A 14,461-nucleotide genomic window follows, 5' to 3' on the forward strand; every position below is an offset into this window, starting at 1 on the left:
CATCGTGGCCGAACGCTCCGCTAGAAATATCGCGATATGGGTTGGCGGCGCATTTGTGGCCGCGCTTCTTTTCGACGTTGCTACGAAGTGGTTGATCATAAATGCCGTCATGGTCCCGCCACGCGTGATCGAGGTTGTGCCCTTTTTCAACCTGACGCTCGGCTTCAACACCGGAGTCAGCTTCGGGATGTTCCAAGATGTCTTCCTCGAGCATCCGTTGCTGTTGGCCGGGATCAAAGTGGCGATCACGGTCGGTCTTCTCGTTTGGGCAATGCGGACCCGCAGGACCATTGAAGCAACGGCTCTCGGTTTGATCGCCGGCGGCGCCGCCGGCAACATCGTTGACCGCGTGCATCAAGGCGCGGTGACAGACTTTCTCGATTTTCACATAGGCAACTGGCATTGGCCGACCTTCAACATGGCGGATGTTGCAATCAGCATTGGCGTCGCGCTGCTCCTGGCTGGATCGCTTTTTTCGACCCAACCGGTGCTTCGCACGCAGGAGCCGCTTAGCAACGGGAAGCGCTGAGCATGGCGGCGCTGGAAATATCGTTGCTCGGGCTGGCGACAGCGGCCGCTGCCGGCGCTATCTCCTTCCTTTCACCCTGCGTCCTGCCGCTCGTGCCGGGCTACCTGTCCTATGTCGCTGGTGGCGCCGGCACGACCGGCAGCAGTGATGCGGTATCCCGGCTTCACATCTTCCGCCCTGCGCTGCTGTTCGTGCTCGGGTTCACGACCATATTCGTGCTGCTTGGAGTCAGCGCGATGGCCCTCGGCGGCCTTCTCCAACGCTTCCAGATGGAAACCAACCTGATCGGCGGAGCTCTGGTCATTGTCTTCGGTTTGGCGATGACGGGGCTCCTTCGCCTCCCGATACTCATGACCGACCGCCGATGGAACGGACCGCGCCAGGTCAATGGACCGGTCGGCGCCTTCCTGCTGGGTGTCGCCTTTGCCTTCGGCTGGACGCCCTGCATTGGCCCGGTATTGGGCTCCATCCTCACGGTAACCGCGACGTCATCAGGCAACGGCGCGATTCTTCTCGGAACTTACGGCCTCGGCCTCGGTGTGCCGTTTCTCCTCACGGCCCTCTTCATGGGAAACGCGGCAGCCGCATTGAAGCGCATGCGCCGCGTCGGTGCCGCGCTGAACATCGGCGGTGGTGCGGTCATGATCGGCGTCGGCGTTTTGATGATGACCGGGAGGTTGCAGGAGATCGCCATTTGGATGCTGATGACGTTTCCGATGCTGGGAGCGATCGGTTGAGGGACTCGCTGGCTGCCGCGAATTGCTGCGACTCGTCAGTCGGCTTCAGAACCCCCGCCGAACTTTGGCGCGTGATTCATCGGGGCGCGCCCGCGCCGCGCAACAACCGGGAGCCAGAATGACGGGAGCGTGTACTCAAGGCGTCGACACCGGATTCGTGGCGCTAGGCTATGGCAAGGTCGCCCTGCTCGGACTTGTCCAAGGCATCACCGAGTTGCTACCGATCTCTTCGACCGCCCATATGCGGATCGTGCCTGCGCTGCTCGGTTGGCAGGATCCTGGCTCAGCCTTTTCAGCCGCCATGCAGCTTGCAGCGCTTACTGCAGTCGTCAGTTATTTCTGGAGCGACGTGAGCCAACTAGCCACCAATTCGCTGCGTGCCGTCGCAAATCGGGATTTCCGAGATCGACACTTCCGCTTCTCGGTCGGAATTCTCCTTGCCACGATCCCGATCGGTATTGCCGGCCTTTCCTTGTCTGGAGCGTTGAACGCGTGCGGCTCGCCGCTTCGTACTCTCGAAGTCATCGGCTGGGCGTGCATCGTCATGGCTGTCCTCCTGGCGCTCGCGGAGATTTTTGCCCGGCACCGACGAACGCTTGAGAACACATCGGCCATCGATGCAATGATCGTGGGAATTGCTCAAATCGGAGCGCTGATTCCTGGCGTTTCGCGTTCAGGCTCGACTTTGACTGCGGCGCTCGCCCTCGGCCTGAAGCGAGAGGAGGCGGCGCGGTTCTCATTCCTTCTTGGCCTGCCGGCAATCGCCCTGGCTGGCTTCAAGGAGCTCTGGGAACTCCACAAAGTGCAGCTTTCCGCCGACGGCTGGTCACTACTTCTTGTCGGGCTCGTCGTGGCTTCTATTTCCGCGTTCTGTGCGATTTGGGGGCTGATGCGCGTTCTCGAGCGTTTTTCCGCCTGGCCGTTTGTTATTTACCGAGGTGTTCTCGGTATCGTACTCATCTGGGCGGTTGCTTTGGGCTATTTCACTTGAGATGCAAAATATCGGAAACGTGTATGAGTGAAAAACAACAAGAAGAAGGTGAAATCGAGCTTGACGCGAGCAATGCCGCCGAACGCAGGACTCTTATCTGGGTTCTCGCCATAAACTTCTTGCAGGTGATCGTGGCCGGTGTCGTCGGCGTTATCGCAGACTCGACAGGTCTCTTGGGTGCCGCCCTGGATAATTTGGGAGATGCCGGCGTTTATGCCGTCAGCCTTTATGCCGTCGGCCGGACGATCGTGGCAAAGGTGCGAGTGGCGCGTCTTTCGGGTTTGCTTCTGATCGCCTTTGGACTTGCATTGTTCGTGGAGGTGCTTCGCCGTTTCTTCGTGGGTGCCGAGCCAATTGGCCTCGCCATGATCGTCACGGCTCTCGCCAATGCCGCGCTGAATGTAGTTTGCTTAAAACTGCTGCGGTCGCATCGGGATCGAGGTGTGCATCTCAAAGCGTCCTGGATCTTTACGACGAACGATATGCTGGCGAACGCCGGCATTGTCGCGTCGGGTGCCGCGGTCATGTTCTTCGCGTCCCCGCTGCCTGACCTAATCATCGGGTTGCTGGTTGGCGGCATCGTGCTCAAGGGTGGCTGGAATATCCTGAAGGAGGCGCACGATGCAATAGGTGATGGCTCGTCGCGGCCCAAGGGCCAGTCTAGTCCCGAGAACGACTGAAATAGTCGTAGTTTACAAAATGGTCTGTAGATTGGTTATGAGACGTGTCGACTCTTGATTCGGAGGAGTTCGGCATGTCTCAAAGCTATTATATTGGGCTGGATGTTTCCGCCCGAACAATCAATCTCTGCGTTGTCAACGCCGATGGGCAGGTAGCGCATGAACGAAAGCTTTCATCCAATCCGGAAGAGATTGCGCAGCATATCCTGTCGCTCCCGCTTCCAGTCGTCCGCGTCGGTCTCGAAGCAGGGATGCTGTCTCAGCACATTTATGGGCATTTAGCCGAAGCCGGCATTCCCATCGTGTGTGTAGAGACCCGGCACATGAAGGCGGCTCTCTCCGCGCAACTCAACAAGACCGACCGGCATGATGCGCGCGGAATCGCGCAGATGATGCGCGTCGGCCTCTTCAAACCCGTCCACGTCAAGACGCCGACAAGCCAGCGCCTTCGGACCGTCCTGACGGCCCGCCAACTCCTGCGAAACAAGCTCCAGGATGTTGAAAATGAAATCCGTGGTCTCATCCGAAACTTCGGATATCACCTCGGCAAAGTCACGGCGCGCGATTTCGAGCCGCGAGTACGGGAACTGATCGCAGGAAGCGACCTACACATAGTCGCTGATACGCTCCTGTTGGCGCGGCGATCGCTGCGGGAGCAGTTCGGTCGGTTGGACGATTTGCTTGTCCGTCTCGCGCGGGACGACACTGTTTCGCGCCGGTTTATGACGGTGCCGGGGGTCGGCCCGCTCGTAGCGCTCATCTTCCGGGCAACGGTCGATGTCCCATCTCGCTTCACTCGGTCGCGAACCGTTGGTGCCCATTTTGGTCTGACTGCCGATTCCGATGAAGCCGCCCCATTGTTCCGAGATGATTGCGCCCCCGGATTCCGGGATGATCTCGCCCCCTGTTTCATCGGGGTCTGCAGGCAGTAATTGTTGTCAGTTCGTTCGAGTAATGTGTCAAGCTTTGCGCGGCAGATTTCGTCGTAGGCTTTCTCCGCTGAGTTCGATGCGATGGGCATTGTGGACGAGACGGTCCAGGATGGCGTCGGCATAGGTGGGGTCACCGATGACACCGTGCCAGGCGGATACGGGGAGCTGGCTGGTAATGATCGTCGATCGGCGGCCGTAGCGGTCCTCAAGGATTTCCAAAAGATCGTGACGGGCCTGTTCGTTGAGCGGCTCGAGACCCCAGTCGTCCAGAATCAGGACCTGAACATGGCCCAGGGTGCGTTGCAGCCTGGCGTATCTGCCGTCACCGCGGGCGAGCGCGAGCTGTGCAAAGAGCCGAGGGACACGCTGATAGAGAACGGAACGGTCGTCACGGCAAGCCTTATGGCCAAGGGCACATGCCAACCAGCTCTTCCCGACGCCTGAGGGGCCGCATATGGCCAGATTGTCGTGAGCACCGATCCAGTCGCCCCCGAGCAGCTTCATGAAGAGCGCACGGTCGAGGCCGCGTTCGGCGCGATAATCGACATCTTCCGGGGTCGCCTGATGACGAAGCTTGGCGAACCTGAGACGCGCCGCAAGTTTGCGGTCGTAACGGGAACTCCATTCCCGCTCGAGCAGCAATCCGAGCCATTCGGCATGCGAGAGATGTTCGGCCTCGCCGTTGGCGACGAGTTCGCCGAAGGCTTTGGCCATGCCGGCCAGGCCCATGGCGTTCAGTCGATCAAGTGTTGGATGAGCAAGCATTCTTCGTTCTCCTTAGTGGTAATAGCGAGGTCCGCGGATGTTCTCGTGGTGGATCGGTTCGTGCGAGGCGGCTCCATTCGAACTCGCCGTCCGGTCGAGGTGGTTGTCGAGGATGGAGCGCACCGAACCATAGGTCCGGGCCCCGATCTCCAGCGCTCGGGCGCAAGCGGCATTGACCCTGTCGCGGCCAAAGCTCCTGCCGAGGCGGACAATCCCGAGGCAGGCGCGAAAGCCCTGCTCGGGATGCGGCCGGTCGGCAAGGATGCGCTCGCACAAGAGGTCGACATCCGGCCCCATGGCGGAGGCTTCGCGTCGAATGCGTTCGATCGTCCAGTCGGCAAAACGACGATGCGCCGAGGGCATATGATCGGGGATGGTCGTGTGCTTGCCGTTGCCACTCGAGCGGCGGTGCGCGGCGATCCGCTCGCCCTTATGGAATATCTCGATCGTATTGGCGGTGATACGCGCCTCTACTTGCTCGCGGGCAAAGCGATAGGGAACGGAGTAATAATGCCGTTCGATCTCGACGTGGTAATCCAGCCCGGCACGCCGGATACGCCATTCGGCGAAGACATAGCGCTCGACAGGCAAGGGCCGCAGAACCGGACGATCGAGTTCCTCGAACAATTGACGCCGCGTGCAATTGACCCGACGCAAGACCCTGATGTCGTTGAGGTCACGGAGCAATTCCATGATCGCCGCATTGACCTCGGCGAGACTGTAAAAGACGCGATGGCGCAGCCGTCCCAACAGCCAGCGCTCGACGATACGAACCGCGGCCTCCACTTTCGCCTTGTCGCGCGGCCGCCGCGGCCGTGTCGGAAGAACGGCGCTCCCATAGTGCGCCGCCATGGCGCAATAGGTCCTGTTGACCTGGGGATCGAAGTGGCACGCCTTGATGATCGCCACCTTGGCATTGTCGGGCACAAGAAGTGCCGGTGAACCGCCGAAGAACTCCAGCGCCTGAACATGGCATTCGATCCAGTCCGAAAGCGTCTCGGTCCAGCGCGCCTGCGCGAACGAAAGGCTGGACGCTCCCAGGACCGCTACGAACAGGTGTGCCTGCCGCGTCTTGCCCGACAGCCGGTCGACAACGACCGTTACCGTGTCGCCGGCATAATCGACGAACAGCTTGTCGCCGCTCGCATGCTCCTGCCGCATCGTCACAGGCAGCTTCATCGCCCAGCCGCGGTAAAGGTCACAATACCGGCTGTAGCGATAGCCATCCGGATAACGGCCGATATATTCGTCCCAGAGAATTTGCAGCGTCACATGCTTGCGCTTGAGCTCGCGATGCACCTCAGCCCAGTCCGGCTCGGGGGCCCGGCGATGACCCGTCTTCGTCCCGGCCGCCTTGTAGAGCGCCGCTTCCAAAACGGCATCGCTCATGTCGTCGTCCAACGGCCACGAAAGCCCTGCAGCCGTCGCCCGCCGCAGCGTCTCGCGCACCGTCGACGGCGCGGCGCCGACCCGGACCGCGATCGATTTGTGGCCCAGTCCTTGCTCGGCCCGATATCTCAGTATCTCGCGGACACGCCGCATCTCCAGTCTCTCCGCAGGCATCCCGTTCCTTCCCCATCACCATCGACGGAAGGAACTTCACACCGGCAGAACACCCACGCCACACCCCGTCCGAAGGGGCGGCATCATCTCGGAACAAGGGGGCGACTAATTCTCGGAACTGGGGGGCGAGATCATTTCGGAATCAGGGGGCGGATTGCCTCGGAATTTGCAGTCTGACGCCGCGCAAGCACCAATCCGGCGAAGTGGATCGCACCGGCCGCATTTCGAGATGGGGTGACGCCATGACGCGCAGCGCGCTCTACGAGGCAGCACAGGTGCTACTGACTCGCGTAAAACGCTGGTCCACCCTAAAGGCTTGGGCTGCTCAGGTCTCGCGACGTCGAGGCCACAAGAAGGCGATCGTCGCCCTCGCTCGCCGCATCGGTGTCATTCTGCATCGCATGTGGGTGGATGGAACTGAGTTCGACTGGGGTAAGCGGCCAGAGGCCGCCGCTCCTCTGACATAGGTTCGGTCAGGCGCAAGTCTGACTGAGGCGTCTCCCTGCGAGGGGACGAGGGACGGTGAGTTCGCAAATACGACTTGGCAGCGTCGGCATGTCCAACGCGAAGCCGCATTATAGATTGCTCCGCCGGCTCTTCTGATCCCATCCTGTGGCGGCCTCGTGCCGACCACGAAGAGAAGCATGATCCTCGCGGGAATACGGCTCAAAGCTGATCGTCGGGCCGGACCAATTCCATGTGGCTGACGCCGAGGGCCTGAGCCAATTCATAAAGCGTGATCACGGTCGGGTTCCTCCGGCCGCGTTCAAGGCTGCTGAGATACTGTTGACTGAAACCGGAGCGCGCTTCGACCTCTTCCTGGGTCAGGCCTTTCTCCCGACGCAGGCGGGCGAAGTTCCGGCCGACCAATTTGCGCATATCCATGCGCAGGAGGATCGTGATTTACATACTTTGAGTTTATCAACTATAGTATGTAAATGAGCCAGCGGAGCGCGCGGGAAGCCTCGCTATCCGATTGGCCCGAATAGAGAAGCCGTAGTTCTGGAACGAGTGTAGCAGTGAGTGGGAGGTGATCATGTATGATCACCTCTCGCCAATCACGGGCCGCACGCGCGTTGCTAGGGTGGACACAGGAAACGCTCGCTGACAAGGCCAAGGTCGCATTGACCGCACTTAAACGTCTCGAATCCCAAAACGGGCTTGAGGTGTACGAGTCGACGCGCGATCAGGTGCGTCGCGCTCTCGAAGCGGGTGGGATTGTTTTCCTGTCGACGGACAAAGGAGGAGGTGTCCTGCTCCTGCACGAAAGGAGCAACACCGTACGGTAATGTCCCGTCCCGCGCGCTGACCTGCTCTCGTCAAAAAGAATGGCTATCTCCCGCAAGAGATGGTTAACAAACACGTTACCGGATCGTGAGCGAGTAATGGGACAAGCAACACAGACCTTCCTTGACGCGCCACCGAGCAGCCAAACGCTGACGCAATACGATCGCGAGCACATGAAGCTCTATATGCGGCTTCTCGACGCCGAGCGTGACGGTGCTGACTGGCGTGAGGTAGTGCGTATCCTCTTCGACCTCGATCCGGATCGTGATCCCCAACGCTGTCGCCTAGTTCATGACGCTCATTTGGCCCGCGCGCGCTGGATGACCGAACGCGGATATCGGGAACTGGTACGTGAGAGCCAGCGACGTCCGTCATCGTGATGCGCGGTACGCATCACCCGTTGAATTTGACCCGGCTTCCTCAATTCAACCCGAGCGGGAATCGTGAACGTCCTCCAACTTTTTCGACCCTGACATGGGAGGCCGCGATGACACCCGACGCATCTATCTGGCGTTCCTCAGCGGAATATGAGCATCTGGATTTGCTCACCGCGTCCGATCTGGCCTGGGAGTGGCTCCGCCGCAATGACGCCTACGACGCCGATTTTGAAGAATCGGCAGCCGGCCGTGGAGACCCCGAACCGCTGACCGAGCGAATTCGGCAGCGGTGGGGATTGCGATTTCCCGATCGATCCCCTGATCCCACCTCCTGACGCTTCTGTCCTCTGGCTTCCACAGGAGGATACCAGCGTTGTCGTGCTGTCCGAGGCCCCTTCGGGGTTCGGTGAAAGCATTGCCCGAACTCCGACGATCCGGCGTATCCACCTTTCGCCGGACGCCACCGGCGCGGATTTCCGCGTCGCCCTCGGCAACGGCCAGCATCTCCAGATCTTCGACTGCGCCAGTGGCGGCGGCGCGCTGGCTGTCGCTGTCGTTCCGCTCGATCTCGATGGCTTCGACCGGATCGAGGCAGTTCGCCGGCTCCTCTCTGCCCTGCATGGCCGTACCATCCCCCCTGACAAGCGTCTCACAAGGCAGCAGCGAGTGCGCTTGCAACGAATGCTACGAGCGTTCGACGGATACAGGGCCGGCGCCACGCAGCAGGAAATCGCACAGGTCATCCTGAAGATCGGCCAGCTCAACCGCGACGAGTGGCAGGCGTCCTCGGCCCGACACACGATCAAGGCGCTCTTGCGCGATGCCCGGTCCATGGTTGCCGGCGGCTATCGAAAACTTCTGCGTCATCGCCGCCCACACTAGCGCGATTCCGCGCCAGTGTGTTGGGCGAATTCGACACCCCCCAACTTCGCCCTGCAACTCGCCAGGCTTCCTCCGCCACCGTGGTCTTTGCCCGCCGCTGATCCGCAGCGGCCGTCACAACACCACGGAGGCCCGTTCCATGCCGCACGAACCCGTCGTTTTGCCGCCGCGCTTTCTGCGCACCAAGGAGGCCGCCGAATTTCTCAGCCTCTCGGCCCGAACCCTCGAAAAGCATCGCACCTATGGGACAGGTCCCGCCTATCGCAAGCTCGGCGGCCGGGTCGTCTATGCGATCGACGATCTTGAAGCCTGGGCCGCCCGCGGCTCCGTGACGTCGACGTCTGATCCTCGCGGCTCCGTGCTGCCTGCGAAGCGCCATGCGATCTCGGCTCGTCCGCAGGTCGGGCGCTACGCCCGCTGACAGCAGCCGGTTCCCTTCATGGCGGTGCGACGTCGATCCCTTTCCGAGCGCGGGCAACTCGATCTGTTCAGGGCGCTCCCCGGCGATTTCGCGCCACGAGACGCGCAGGATCTCATGGCCTATCCCTTCTTCTCCCTTTCCAAGACCCATCGCGTCGCCCCGATCGATTTCGTCGCTGGTAACGTGACGATCCGGGTCGAGGCGGTCCCCGATCATGGCATGGCCACGATCTGGGACGCGGACATCCTGATCTGGGCCGCGAGCCAGATCGTCGAAGCCCGGGATACCGGGCTTCGGACCTCGCGGCTGATGGCCGCCACGCCCTATGAAATCCTCACCTATGTCGGCCGGGGCACGAGCTCACGCGACTATCAGCGCCTGAAAGCCGCGCTCGACCGCCTACAATCGACCACCGTTTCCACCTCGATCCGGCAACCTGCCGAAGGCCGCCGTCATCGCTTCTCGTGGATCAACGAGTGGCAGGAACGCACCGACCGCAACGGCCGCCCCGAGGGCATCGAGCTGATCGTGCCGGACTGGTTCTACCAGGCCGTCCTCGACGATGCGCTCGTGCTCACCATCGACCGGACCTATTTCGATCTCACGGGGGGTCTCGATCGCTGGCTCTACCGCCTGGTGCGCAAGCACGGCGGCCGCCAGCGCGCCGGCTGGCGCTTCGACTTCCACCACCTTCACCAGAAGTCGGGCAGCCTGTCGCCGTTCAAACGCTTCGCCTACGAGCTGCGCGACATCATCCGGCGCCAGCCGCTGCCCGGCTACACCCTGTTCCTCGAAACCGAAATCGGCGGGCGCGCGCTGCTCGCATTCGAGCCATCTCCGGCCTGTGGACAACCTGTGGATAGCCTCGTGCTATCGGGAACCCGGACTATCGTGCTATCGGGAACCCGAGGCTCGTGCTATCAGGAACCCAAACAGGGTATAAGACACGGAAACTCCACACGAAATCGCGCCGTTAACTTAGAGTCTAACATAGACTCTAACCTTGAAGAGCGCGCGCGCGATGTGGAAAACCTCATCCGCGACGCCGGCAGAAGCCTCAGCGCCAACGCCAGGAAGAGCGCGCCATGCGCACCAGCGGAGCCCCCACAGACGGCTGCAAGCCGCCGCGATGGGACCTCTCCATCGATTGATCCCGAGACGCCCCGTCTTCCTCTCGATCCGCCGGGAGGACACTGATGATCGTCGCACTTCTCAACCAGAAAGGCGGCGTCGGAAAGACGACGCTCGCCCTACATCTCGCCGGCGAGTTGGCGATGCGCGGGAGCCGCGTCTCCTTGGTCGACGCCGACCCGCAGGGCTCAGCCCTCGACTGGTCGCAGCAGCGTTCGCGCGAGGGCCTACCGCGCCTGTTCGGCGTCGTCGGCCTGGCACGCGATACGCTGCATCGCGAGGCACCCGAACTCGCGCGCGACGTCGATCACGTCGTCATAGACGGCCCGCCGCGCGTCGCCGGCCTCATGCGCTCAGCGCTGCTCGCCGCCGATCTCGTCCTGATTCCGGTGCAGCCGTCGCCGCTCGACGGCTGGGCCTCCGCCGAGATGCTGGCGCTGCTCGCCGAGGCCCGCATCTACCGGCCGCAGCTCGTCGCCCGTTTCGTGCTCAATCGCTGCGGCGCGCGCACCGTCATCGCCCGCGAGACGGCCGAGACGCTGGCCGACCACGATCCGCCCCTGCTTACCGCCACCATCGGGCAGCGCATCGTCTTCGCCGACGCAGCGCAGACCGGACGGCTCGCCTCGGACATCGACCGCCAGTCGCCGGCCGCGCGCGAGATCACGGCGCTGGCGGCCGAGATCACGCGTCTCGGCATCGGGAGGACCGCGCCATGATGATGCTCCCCGAAATCATATTGTCCGGCGACTGCCGCGACCGCATGCCGGCGCACGGCCCCTACGACATGATCCTCGCCGATCCCCCTTACGGCGACACATCGCTCGCTTGGGATCGCCGCGTCGAAGGCTGGCTGGCGCTCGCGCGTGGCGCGCTTGCGCCGACCGGCTCGATATGGGTCTTCGGCTCGCTCCGCAGCTTCATGGCGACCGCCGACCGCTTCGCGGACGCGGGTCTGCGGCTCGCCCAGGAGATCGTCTGGGAGAAGCAGAACGGCACCAGCTTTCACGCAGACCGCTTCAAGCGCGTGCATGAGCTGGCCGTCCAGTTCTATCCGGCCGAGACGCCCTGGCGCGAGATCTACAACGACCCGCAGACGACGCCCGATGCGACGGCCCGGACGGTGCGGCGCAAGCAGCGTCCGCCCCATACCGGCCAGATCGACGCCGGCCATTATGTCAGCCAGGACGGTGGGCCGCGCCTGATGCGCTCGGTCATCTACCTGCGCAACTGCCACGGCCGCGCCATCCACCCGACCGAGAAGCCATCCGCCCTTCTCGAAATCCTCATCCGCACGAGCTGCCCGGAAGGCGGCCTGGTCGGCGATTGGTTCGCCGGCTCGGGTTCCGGCGGCGAAGCCTGCCGGCTCTCGGGCCGACGCTATATCGGCTGCGAGATCGACCCCACGATGGCCGACCGCGCCCGCGACCGCATCGCCACCGTCCTGCCGTTCCATAACGGAGGCCCGTCATGACGGCCGGCACGGAGAAGCGCGGCTTCGCCATCCGCCCGGCCGATCCCGATAGCTGGATCAAGGCCGGCGACGCGCCGCCGCCACGCACGGATGGCGCCGACGCCTATTCGGCGCGGCTGACCGTGGACATCACGCCGGCGCTGCGCGGCCGCATCAAGATCGCGGCCTTCCAGCGCGGCGTCACGGTCGCCGACATGCTGCGCGACCTCCTCGCGCGGGAGTTCCCGCCTGCCGATGGGGGCACGCCATGACCGGCTTCGACAACCGCCGCATGGGCGGCCATGCGCTGCCGAAGGACGCGCCGCCCTTCACCACGCTGGTTCATCTCACATGGGAGGAAGGCCGGATCGAGCACCGCATCCGCTTCGGCCATCCGATCTACCAGCGGACGATCGACCGGCGCAGCCGCGTCGTCGGCTTCGCGCCGAACAGCGTCTTCGCCTTCGTCCGCTGGGCGTCCAACGACTACGGCACCGTGGTTTCCCGCATCGACATCTTGCGCGCCATCGGTCGCGGCGAGCCTTGCCAAACGCTGCCCTTCGTCCGCCCCGGCGGCGATCTTCTCCTGAAGCTCCACGGCTGGCCGAAGGTCGAGCGCGTGCTTCAGCTCGCAGACGCGATCGAAGCCCTTGGCATCGACCCGGCCGACGCCGCGCCGGCCTATTGGCGGCACGTCCACAACCGGCTGACCGCCGGTGTGGAGCCGCGCCTTTATTCAGGCGACCAGCACAATGCCTGGCTTGCGCGCAGGAGCATCATGCCATGAGCCCGCGCCGTTTCACGCTCACCGCCATGCTGGCCGGCGCGGCGCTCGCCGCCGCGCCGATCGTCACCGGCCATGCGCCGCGCTTCATCTGGAACGCATCGGGAAGCGTCGCGGTCGGCCTCTATTCGCTTGCGCCGGTCACGACGATCGAGGTCGGCGATCTGCTCGCCGTGCTGCCGCCCGACGACCTCGCCGCCTTCCTCGACGCGCGCGGCTACCTGCCGCGCGGCGTGCCGCTCATCAAGCGTGTGCTGGCTCTGCCCGGCACGGAAGTCTGCCGCCGTGGCGCGACCGTCCTCGCCTACGATCACGCCTATGGCGACGCGCAGCCGCGCGACCGCTTCGGCCGCGACCTGCCGCAATGGCAGGGCTGCAGCGCGGTCGGCGAGGGCGAGCTGTTCCTGATGAATTGGGACGCCGCCGACAGCCTCGACGGCCGCTACTTCGGCGCGCTTCCGGCCTCGACCGTCATCGGCCGCGCGCTCCCTCTCTACACCGACGAATACGGCGACGGACGCTTCCGCTGGCGCTTCACCGATCCGGCCCTGGAGCCGTGAACACCCGCCAACCATCAACGACAGGAGACAAAATCATGGCAGACCTCGGCAGTTTCACCCGCAACGAAACCGGCTTCAGCGGGCGTTTCGAGGCGCTCGGAATCGACGCGCCGCTCACCTTCGTCCCGGCCAAACCTTCGGAGGCCGAGAACGCGCCCGCCTACCGCATCCTGCTCGGCGGCGAAGACGGCCGCGACATCGGCGCCGGCTGGTCGCATGTCGGCGAAAAGGCCGGCGAGTTCGTCTCCGTCGAGATCTACAGCCCGCTGTTCGGCTGGCTGCGCGCCAACCTGTTCCGCGACGGCGACGACGACACCGCCTGGAGCCTGCACACCAACGACCAGAGGACCAAGCGGTCCGAAGGGGCCGACAAGTGACGGTTCAACGTCTTTCCAACGTCGGGCGGTTTCCCGCCGTCCGACATCCGGCGCTCCTCTTTCTCCTTTCCGGCCTCGCTCTCGGCCTCTCGCCAGCGCCTCCGGCCCTGGCAGAGACCGTGCAGGCCGGACGGTCGGAGATCGCCAGTCCATATGCCGCCGATATTGCCGACGCCGCGCAACGCTTCGGCATCCCGGTTGGCTGGATCGTCGCCGTTCTCGTCGCCGAAAGCAGCGGCGATCCCGTCGCCGTCTCGCCGGCCGGGGCGATGGGGCTGATGCAACTCATGCCCGCCACTTGGGAGGAACAACGCGGCCTTCACCGGCTCGGCGGCGATCCCTTCCGGCCGCGCGACAACATAATCGCAGGCACGGCCTATCTGCGCGCGATGTGGGACCGCTACCGCACCATCGGCGGCATGCTCGCGGCCTACAATGCCGGACCCGGCCGCTACGACGAGTATCTCACGGGTGTCCGGGAACTGCCTCGGGAAACGCGCGAATACGTCGCCGCGCTCGTTCCCCTTCTCGGCGGCGAGCCGCTCGCGCCTGGCGCTCTGGCTGGCGCACCGCGCGTCACCGACTGGCGCGATGCTCCGCTCTTCGTCACGGCTCAGGGCGGCTCGGAATCGGCGCTCGGACGGCACGGCGAACGCAGCGGTGGCGCACTTTCGGATGCGCCCGCCGCTTCGCTCGGATCGCTCGCGCCGGCCGCTTCCGACGCGCTGTTTGTCGCGCGCTCGGCCCCGGGAGGCGCGCCATGAGCGGCAGCGCGCGGTTTCGCGCTGTAGCGGAGTGCCGGAAAGGAAAGGAAGGGTCGCGCGCCGGAAGGGGCACGGCGACTGGAATACGGCAAGATAAAAGCGCCTGCGCAAACCACCGTCAAGCCATTGGAATGGCTTGGTGTTTTGCGCATATGGCGGTCGGTCGTGCATACGCATGGGCGATTTTGCCAGCAAAATCAAAGTCACTTCGTATGGGCGGCTGCGCCG

The 14,461-nt window shown here is 63.6% G+C and carries 21 protein-coding genes and 1 pseudogene; 19 read left to right on the top strand and 3 right to left on the bottom strand.

Annotated elements, in window-relative coordinates; genetic code table 11:
• Positions 1 to 4 precede the first annotated feature (4 nt).
• The 5 genes from lspA (at position 5) to ABWW28_RS20850 (ending at position 3,869) form a co-directional block, all read left to right on the top strand.
• Positions 5 to 529 (top strand): signal peptidase II, encoded by a 525-nt coding sequence (gene lspA / locus ABWW28_RS20830; RefSeq protein WP_353391932.1) that lies wholly within the window; start codon positions 5 to 7, stop codon positions 527 to 529.
• Between the two features lie 2 nt (positions 530 to 531).
• On the top strand, positions 532 to 1,266 hold the full coding sequence (locus ABWW28_RS20835) for a cytochrome c biogenesis CcdA family protein (RefSeq protein ID WP_024343497.1): 735 nt from the start codon (positions 532 to 534) through the stop codon (positions 1,264 to 1,266).
• 118 nt (positions 1,267 to 1,384) lie between these two features.
• Positions 1,385 to 2,257: an undecaprenyl-diphosphatase UppP gene (uppP, locus tag ABWW28_RS20840; protein ID WP_353392035.1), complete on the top strand. Its 873-nt coding sequence runs from the start codon at positions 1,385 to 1,387 to the stop codon at positions 2,255 to 2,257.
• A gap of 23 nt (positions 2,258 to 2,280) precedes the next feature.
• The gene (locus ABWW28_RS20845) at positions 2,281 to 2,937 is read left to right on the top strand and encodes a cation efflux transmembrane domain-containing protein (protein WP_024343495.1); all 657 of its coding nucleotides are present in this window, start codon (positions 2,281 to 2,283) and stop codon (positions 2,935 to 2,937) included.
• 74 nt (positions 2,938 to 3,011) lie between these two features.
• Positions 3,012 to 3,869, top strand: coding sequence for an IS110 family RNA-guided transposase (locus tag ABWW28_RS20850; protein ID WP_353391935.1), 858 nt, complete (start codon positions 3,012 to 3,014; stop codon positions 3,867 to 3,869).
• 27 nt (positions 3,870 to 3,896) lie between these two features.
• Here the strand turns inward: ABWW28_RS20850 and istB are convergent, their stop codons facing one another.
• Positions 3,897 to 4,634: an IS21-like element helper ATPase IstB gene (istB, locus tag ABWW28_RS20855; RefSeq protein WP_069456397.1), complete on the bottom strand. Its 738-nt coding sequence runs from the start codon at positions 4,632 to 4,634 to the stop codon at positions 3,897 to 3,899.
• Between the two features lie 12 nt (positions 4,635 to 4,646).
• On the bottom strand, positions 4,647 to 6,176 hold the full coding sequence (gene istA / locus ABWW28_RS20860) for an IS21 family transposase (RefSeq protein WP_130520943.1): 1,530 nt from the start codon (positions 6,174 to 6,176) through the stop codon (positions 4,647 to 4,649).
• Positions 6,177 to 6,370: 194 nt separating this feature from the next.
• Here istA and ABWW28_RS20865 point away from each other — a divergent pair.
• Positions 6,371 to 6,664 (top strand): annotated as a pseudogene (locus ABWW28_RS20865) (transposase); the annotation flags it as partial.
• A 199-nt stretch (positions 6,665 to 6,863) separates the two neighbouring features.
• Here ABWW28_RS20865 and ABWW28_RS20870 read toward each other — a convergent pair.
• Positions 6,864 to 7,082 carry a helix-turn-helix domain-containing protein gene (locus ABWW28_RS20870; protein WP_024343470.1) on the bottom strand — a complete coding sequence of 73 codons (219 nt, stop codon included), beginning with the start codon at positions 7,080 to 7,082 and terminating at the stop codon, positions 6,864 to 6,866.
• A 155-nt stretch (positions 7,083 to 7,237) separates the two neighbouring features.
• On the opposite strand from ABWW28_RS20870, the gene ABWW28_RS20875 reads away from it, so the two are divergent.
• The 13 genes from ABWW28_RS20875 (at position 7,238) to ABWW28_RS20935 (ending at position 14,233) form a co-directional block, all read left to right on the top strand.
• A complete protein-coding gene (locus tag ABWW28_RS20875; RefSeq protein WP_353391938.1) occupies positions 7,238 to 7,486 on the top strand; it encodes a helix-turn-helix domain-containing protein in 249 nt (82 codons plus the stop codon).
• Between the two features lie 96 nt (positions 7,487 to 7,582).
• On the top strand, positions 7,583 to 7,864 hold the full coding sequence (locus tag ABWW28_RS20880) for a DNA -binding domain-containing protein (protein ID WP_151683137.1): 282 nt from the start codon (positions 7,583 to 7,585) through the stop codon (positions 7,862 to 7,864).
• 107 nt (positions 7,865 to 7,971) lie between these two features.
• Positions 7,972 to 8,196 carry a transcriptional regulator domain-containing protein gene (locus ABWW28_RS20885; RefSeq protein WP_123195420.1) on the top strand — a complete coding sequence of 75 codons (225 nt, stop codon included), beginning with the start codon at positions 7,972 to 7,974 and terminating at the stop codon, positions 8,194 to 8,196.
• A 43-nt stretch (positions 8,197 to 8,239) separates the two neighbouring features.
• On the top strand, positions 8,240 to 8,743 hold the full coding sequence (locus tag ABWW28_RS20890) for a DUF2285 domain-containing protein (protein WP_353391940.1): 504 nt from the start codon (positions 8,240 to 8,242) through the stop codon (positions 8,741 to 8,743).
• A gap of 139 nt (positions 8,744 to 8,882) precedes the next feature.
• Complete coding sequence (locus tag ABWW28_RS20895; RefSeq protein WP_097136847.1) at positions 8,883 to 9,164, top strand: helix-turn-helix transcriptional regulator; 282 nt, start codon at positions 8,883 to 8,885, stop codon at positions 9,162 to 9,164.
• An 18-nt stretch (positions 9,165 to 9,182) separates the two neighbouring features.
• Positions 9,183 to 10,361: a replication initiator protein A gene (locus ABWW28_RS20900; RefSeq protein ID WP_353391942.1), complete on the top strand. Its 1,179-nt coding sequence runs from the start codon at positions 9,183 to 9,185 to the stop codon at positions 10,359 to 10,361.
• On the top strand, positions 10,361 to 11,014 hold the full coding sequence (gene parA, locus ABWW28_RS20905; protein ID WP_353391944.1) for a ParA family partition ATPase: 654 nt from the start codon (positions 10,361 to 10,363) through the stop codon (positions 11,012 to 11,014). The genes ABWW28_RS20900 and parA overlap by 1 nt, the downstream gene beginning before the upstream one ends.
• The gene (locus tag ABWW28_RS20910) at positions 11,011 to 11,769 is read left to right on the top strand and encodes a DNA-methyltransferase (protein WP_353391946.1); all 759 of its coding nucleotides are present in this window, start codon (positions 11,011 to 11,013) and stop codon (positions 11,767 to 11,769) included. The genes parA and ABWW28_RS20910 overlap by 4 nt, the downstream gene beginning before the upstream one ends.
• Positions 11,766 to 12,020 carry a hypothetical protein gene (locus tag ABWW28_RS20915; RefSeq protein WP_353391947.1) on the top strand — a complete coding sequence of 85 codons (255 nt, stop codon included), beginning with the start codon at positions 11,766 to 11,768 and terminating at the stop codon, positions 12,018 to 12,020. Before ABWW28_RS20910 ends, ABWW28_RS20915 begins: the two co-directional genes overlap by 4 nt.
• Entirely contained in the window at positions 12,017 to 12,535 is a 519-nt protein-coding gene (locus tag ABWW28_RS20920) for a DUF2840 domain-containing protein (RefSeq protein ID WP_353391949.1), read from the top strand. Before ABWW28_RS20915 ends, ABWW28_RS20920 begins: the two co-directional genes overlap by 4 nt.
• Positions 12,532 to 13,092 carry a S26 family signal peptidase gene (locus ABWW28_RS20925; protein WP_353391951.1) on the top strand — a complete coding sequence of 187 codons (561 nt, stop codon included), beginning with the start codon at positions 12,532 to 12,534 and terminating at the stop codon, positions 13,090 to 13,092. Before ABWW28_RS20920 ends, ABWW28_RS20925 begins: the two co-directional genes overlap by 4 nt.
• A gap of 35 nt (positions 13,093 to 13,127) precedes the next feature.
• Positions 13,128 to 13,469, top strand: coding sequence for a DUF736 domain-containing protein (locus ABWW28_RS20930; RefSeq protein WP_353391953.1), 342 nt, complete (start codon positions 13,128 to 13,130; stop codon positions 13,467 to 13,469).
• On the top strand, positions 13,466 to 14,233 hold the full coding sequence (locus ABWW28_RS20935; RefSeq protein ID WP_353391955.1) for a lytic transglycosylase domain-containing protein: 768 nt from the start codon (positions 13,466 to 13,468) through the stop codon (positions 14,231 to 14,233). Before ABWW28_RS20930 ends, ABWW28_RS20935 begins: the two co-directional genes overlap by 4 nt.
• Positions 14,234 to 14,461 lie beyond the last annotated feature (228 nt).

The sequence above is a fragment of the Brucella sp. NBRC 14130 genome (assembly GCF_040371715.1).
In the GTDB taxonomy this organism is placed as follows: Bacteria; Pseudomonadota; Alphaproteobacteria; order Rhizobiales; family Rhizobiaceae; genus Brucella; species Brucella intermedia.

Excerpts from the sequence above, each read along its gene's own strand:
- ABWW28_RS20835 (WP_024343497.1), top strand. The coding sequence starts at position 532 with ATGGCGGCGCTGGAAATATCGTTGCTCGGGCTGGCGACAGCGGCCGCT.
- uppP (WP_353392035.1), top strand. The coding sequence starts at position 1,385 with ATGACGGGAGCGTGTACTCAAGGCGTCGACACCGGATTCGTGGCGCTA.
- ABWW28_RS20845 (WP_024343495.1), top strand. The coding sequence starts at position 2,281 with ATGAGTGAAAAACAACAAGAAGAAGGTGAAATCGAGCTTGACGCGAGC.
- ABWW28_RS20850 (WP_353391935.1), top strand. The coding sequence starts at position 3,012 with ATGTCTCAAAGCTATTATATTGGGCTGGATGTTTCCGCCCGAACAATC.
- istB (WP_069456397.1), bottom strand. The coding sequence starts at position 4,634 with ATGCTTGCTCATCCAACACTTGATCGACTGAACGCCATGGGCCTGGCC.
- istA (WP_130520943.1), bottom strand. The coding sequence starts at position 6,176 with ATGCGGCGTGTCCGCGAGATACTGAGATATCGGGCCGAGCAAGGACTG.
- ABWW28_RS20870 (WP_024343470.1), bottom strand. The coding sequence starts at position 7,082 with ATGGATATGCGCAAATTGGTCGGCCGGAACTTCGCCCGCCTGCGTCGG.
- ABWW28_RS20875 (WP_353391938.1), top strand. The coding sequence starts at position 7,238 with ATGATCACCTCTCGCCAATCACGGGCCGCACGCGCGTTGCTAGGGTGG.
- ABWW28_RS20880 (WP_151683137.1), top strand. The coding sequence starts at position 7,583 with ATGGGACAAGCAACACAGACCTTCCTTGACGCGCCACCGAGCAGCCAA.
- ABWW28_RS20885 (WP_123195420.1), top strand. The coding sequence starts at position 7,972 with ATGACACCCGACGCATCTATCTGGCGTTCCTCAGCGGAATATGAGCAT.
- ABWW28_RS20895 (WP_097136847.1), top strand. The coding sequence starts at position 8,883 with ATGCCGCACGAACCCGTCGTTTTGCCGCCGCGCTTTCTGCGCACCAAG.
- ABWW28_RS20900 (WP_353391942.1), top strand. The coding sequence starts at position 9,183 with ATGGCGGTGCGACGTCGATCCCTTTCCGAGCGCGGGCAACTCGATCTG.
- parA (WP_353391944.1), top strand. The coding sequence starts at position 10,361 with ATGATCGTCGCACTTCTCAACCAGAAAGGCGGCGTCGGAAAGACGACG.
- ABWW28_RS20910 (WP_353391946.1), top strand. The coding sequence starts at position 11,011 with ATGATGATGCTCCCCGAAATCATATTGTCCGGCGACTGCCGCGACCGC.
- ABWW28_RS20915 (WP_353391947.1), top strand. The coding sequence starts at position 11,766 with ATGACGGCCGGCACGGAGAAGCGCGGCTTCGCCATCCGCCCGGCCGAT.
- ABWW28_RS20920 (WP_353391949.1), top strand. The coding sequence starts at position 12,017 with ATGACCGGCTTCGACAACCGCCGCATGGGCGGCCATGCGCTGCCGAAG.
- ABWW28_RS20925 (WP_353391951.1), top strand. The coding sequence starts at position 12,532 with ATGAGCCCGCGCCGTTTCACGCTCACCGCCATGCTGGCCGGCGCGGCG.
- ABWW28_RS20930 (WP_353391953.1), top strand. The coding sequence starts at position 13,128 with ATGGCAGACCTCGGCAGTTTCACCCGCAACGAAACCGGCTTCAGCGGG.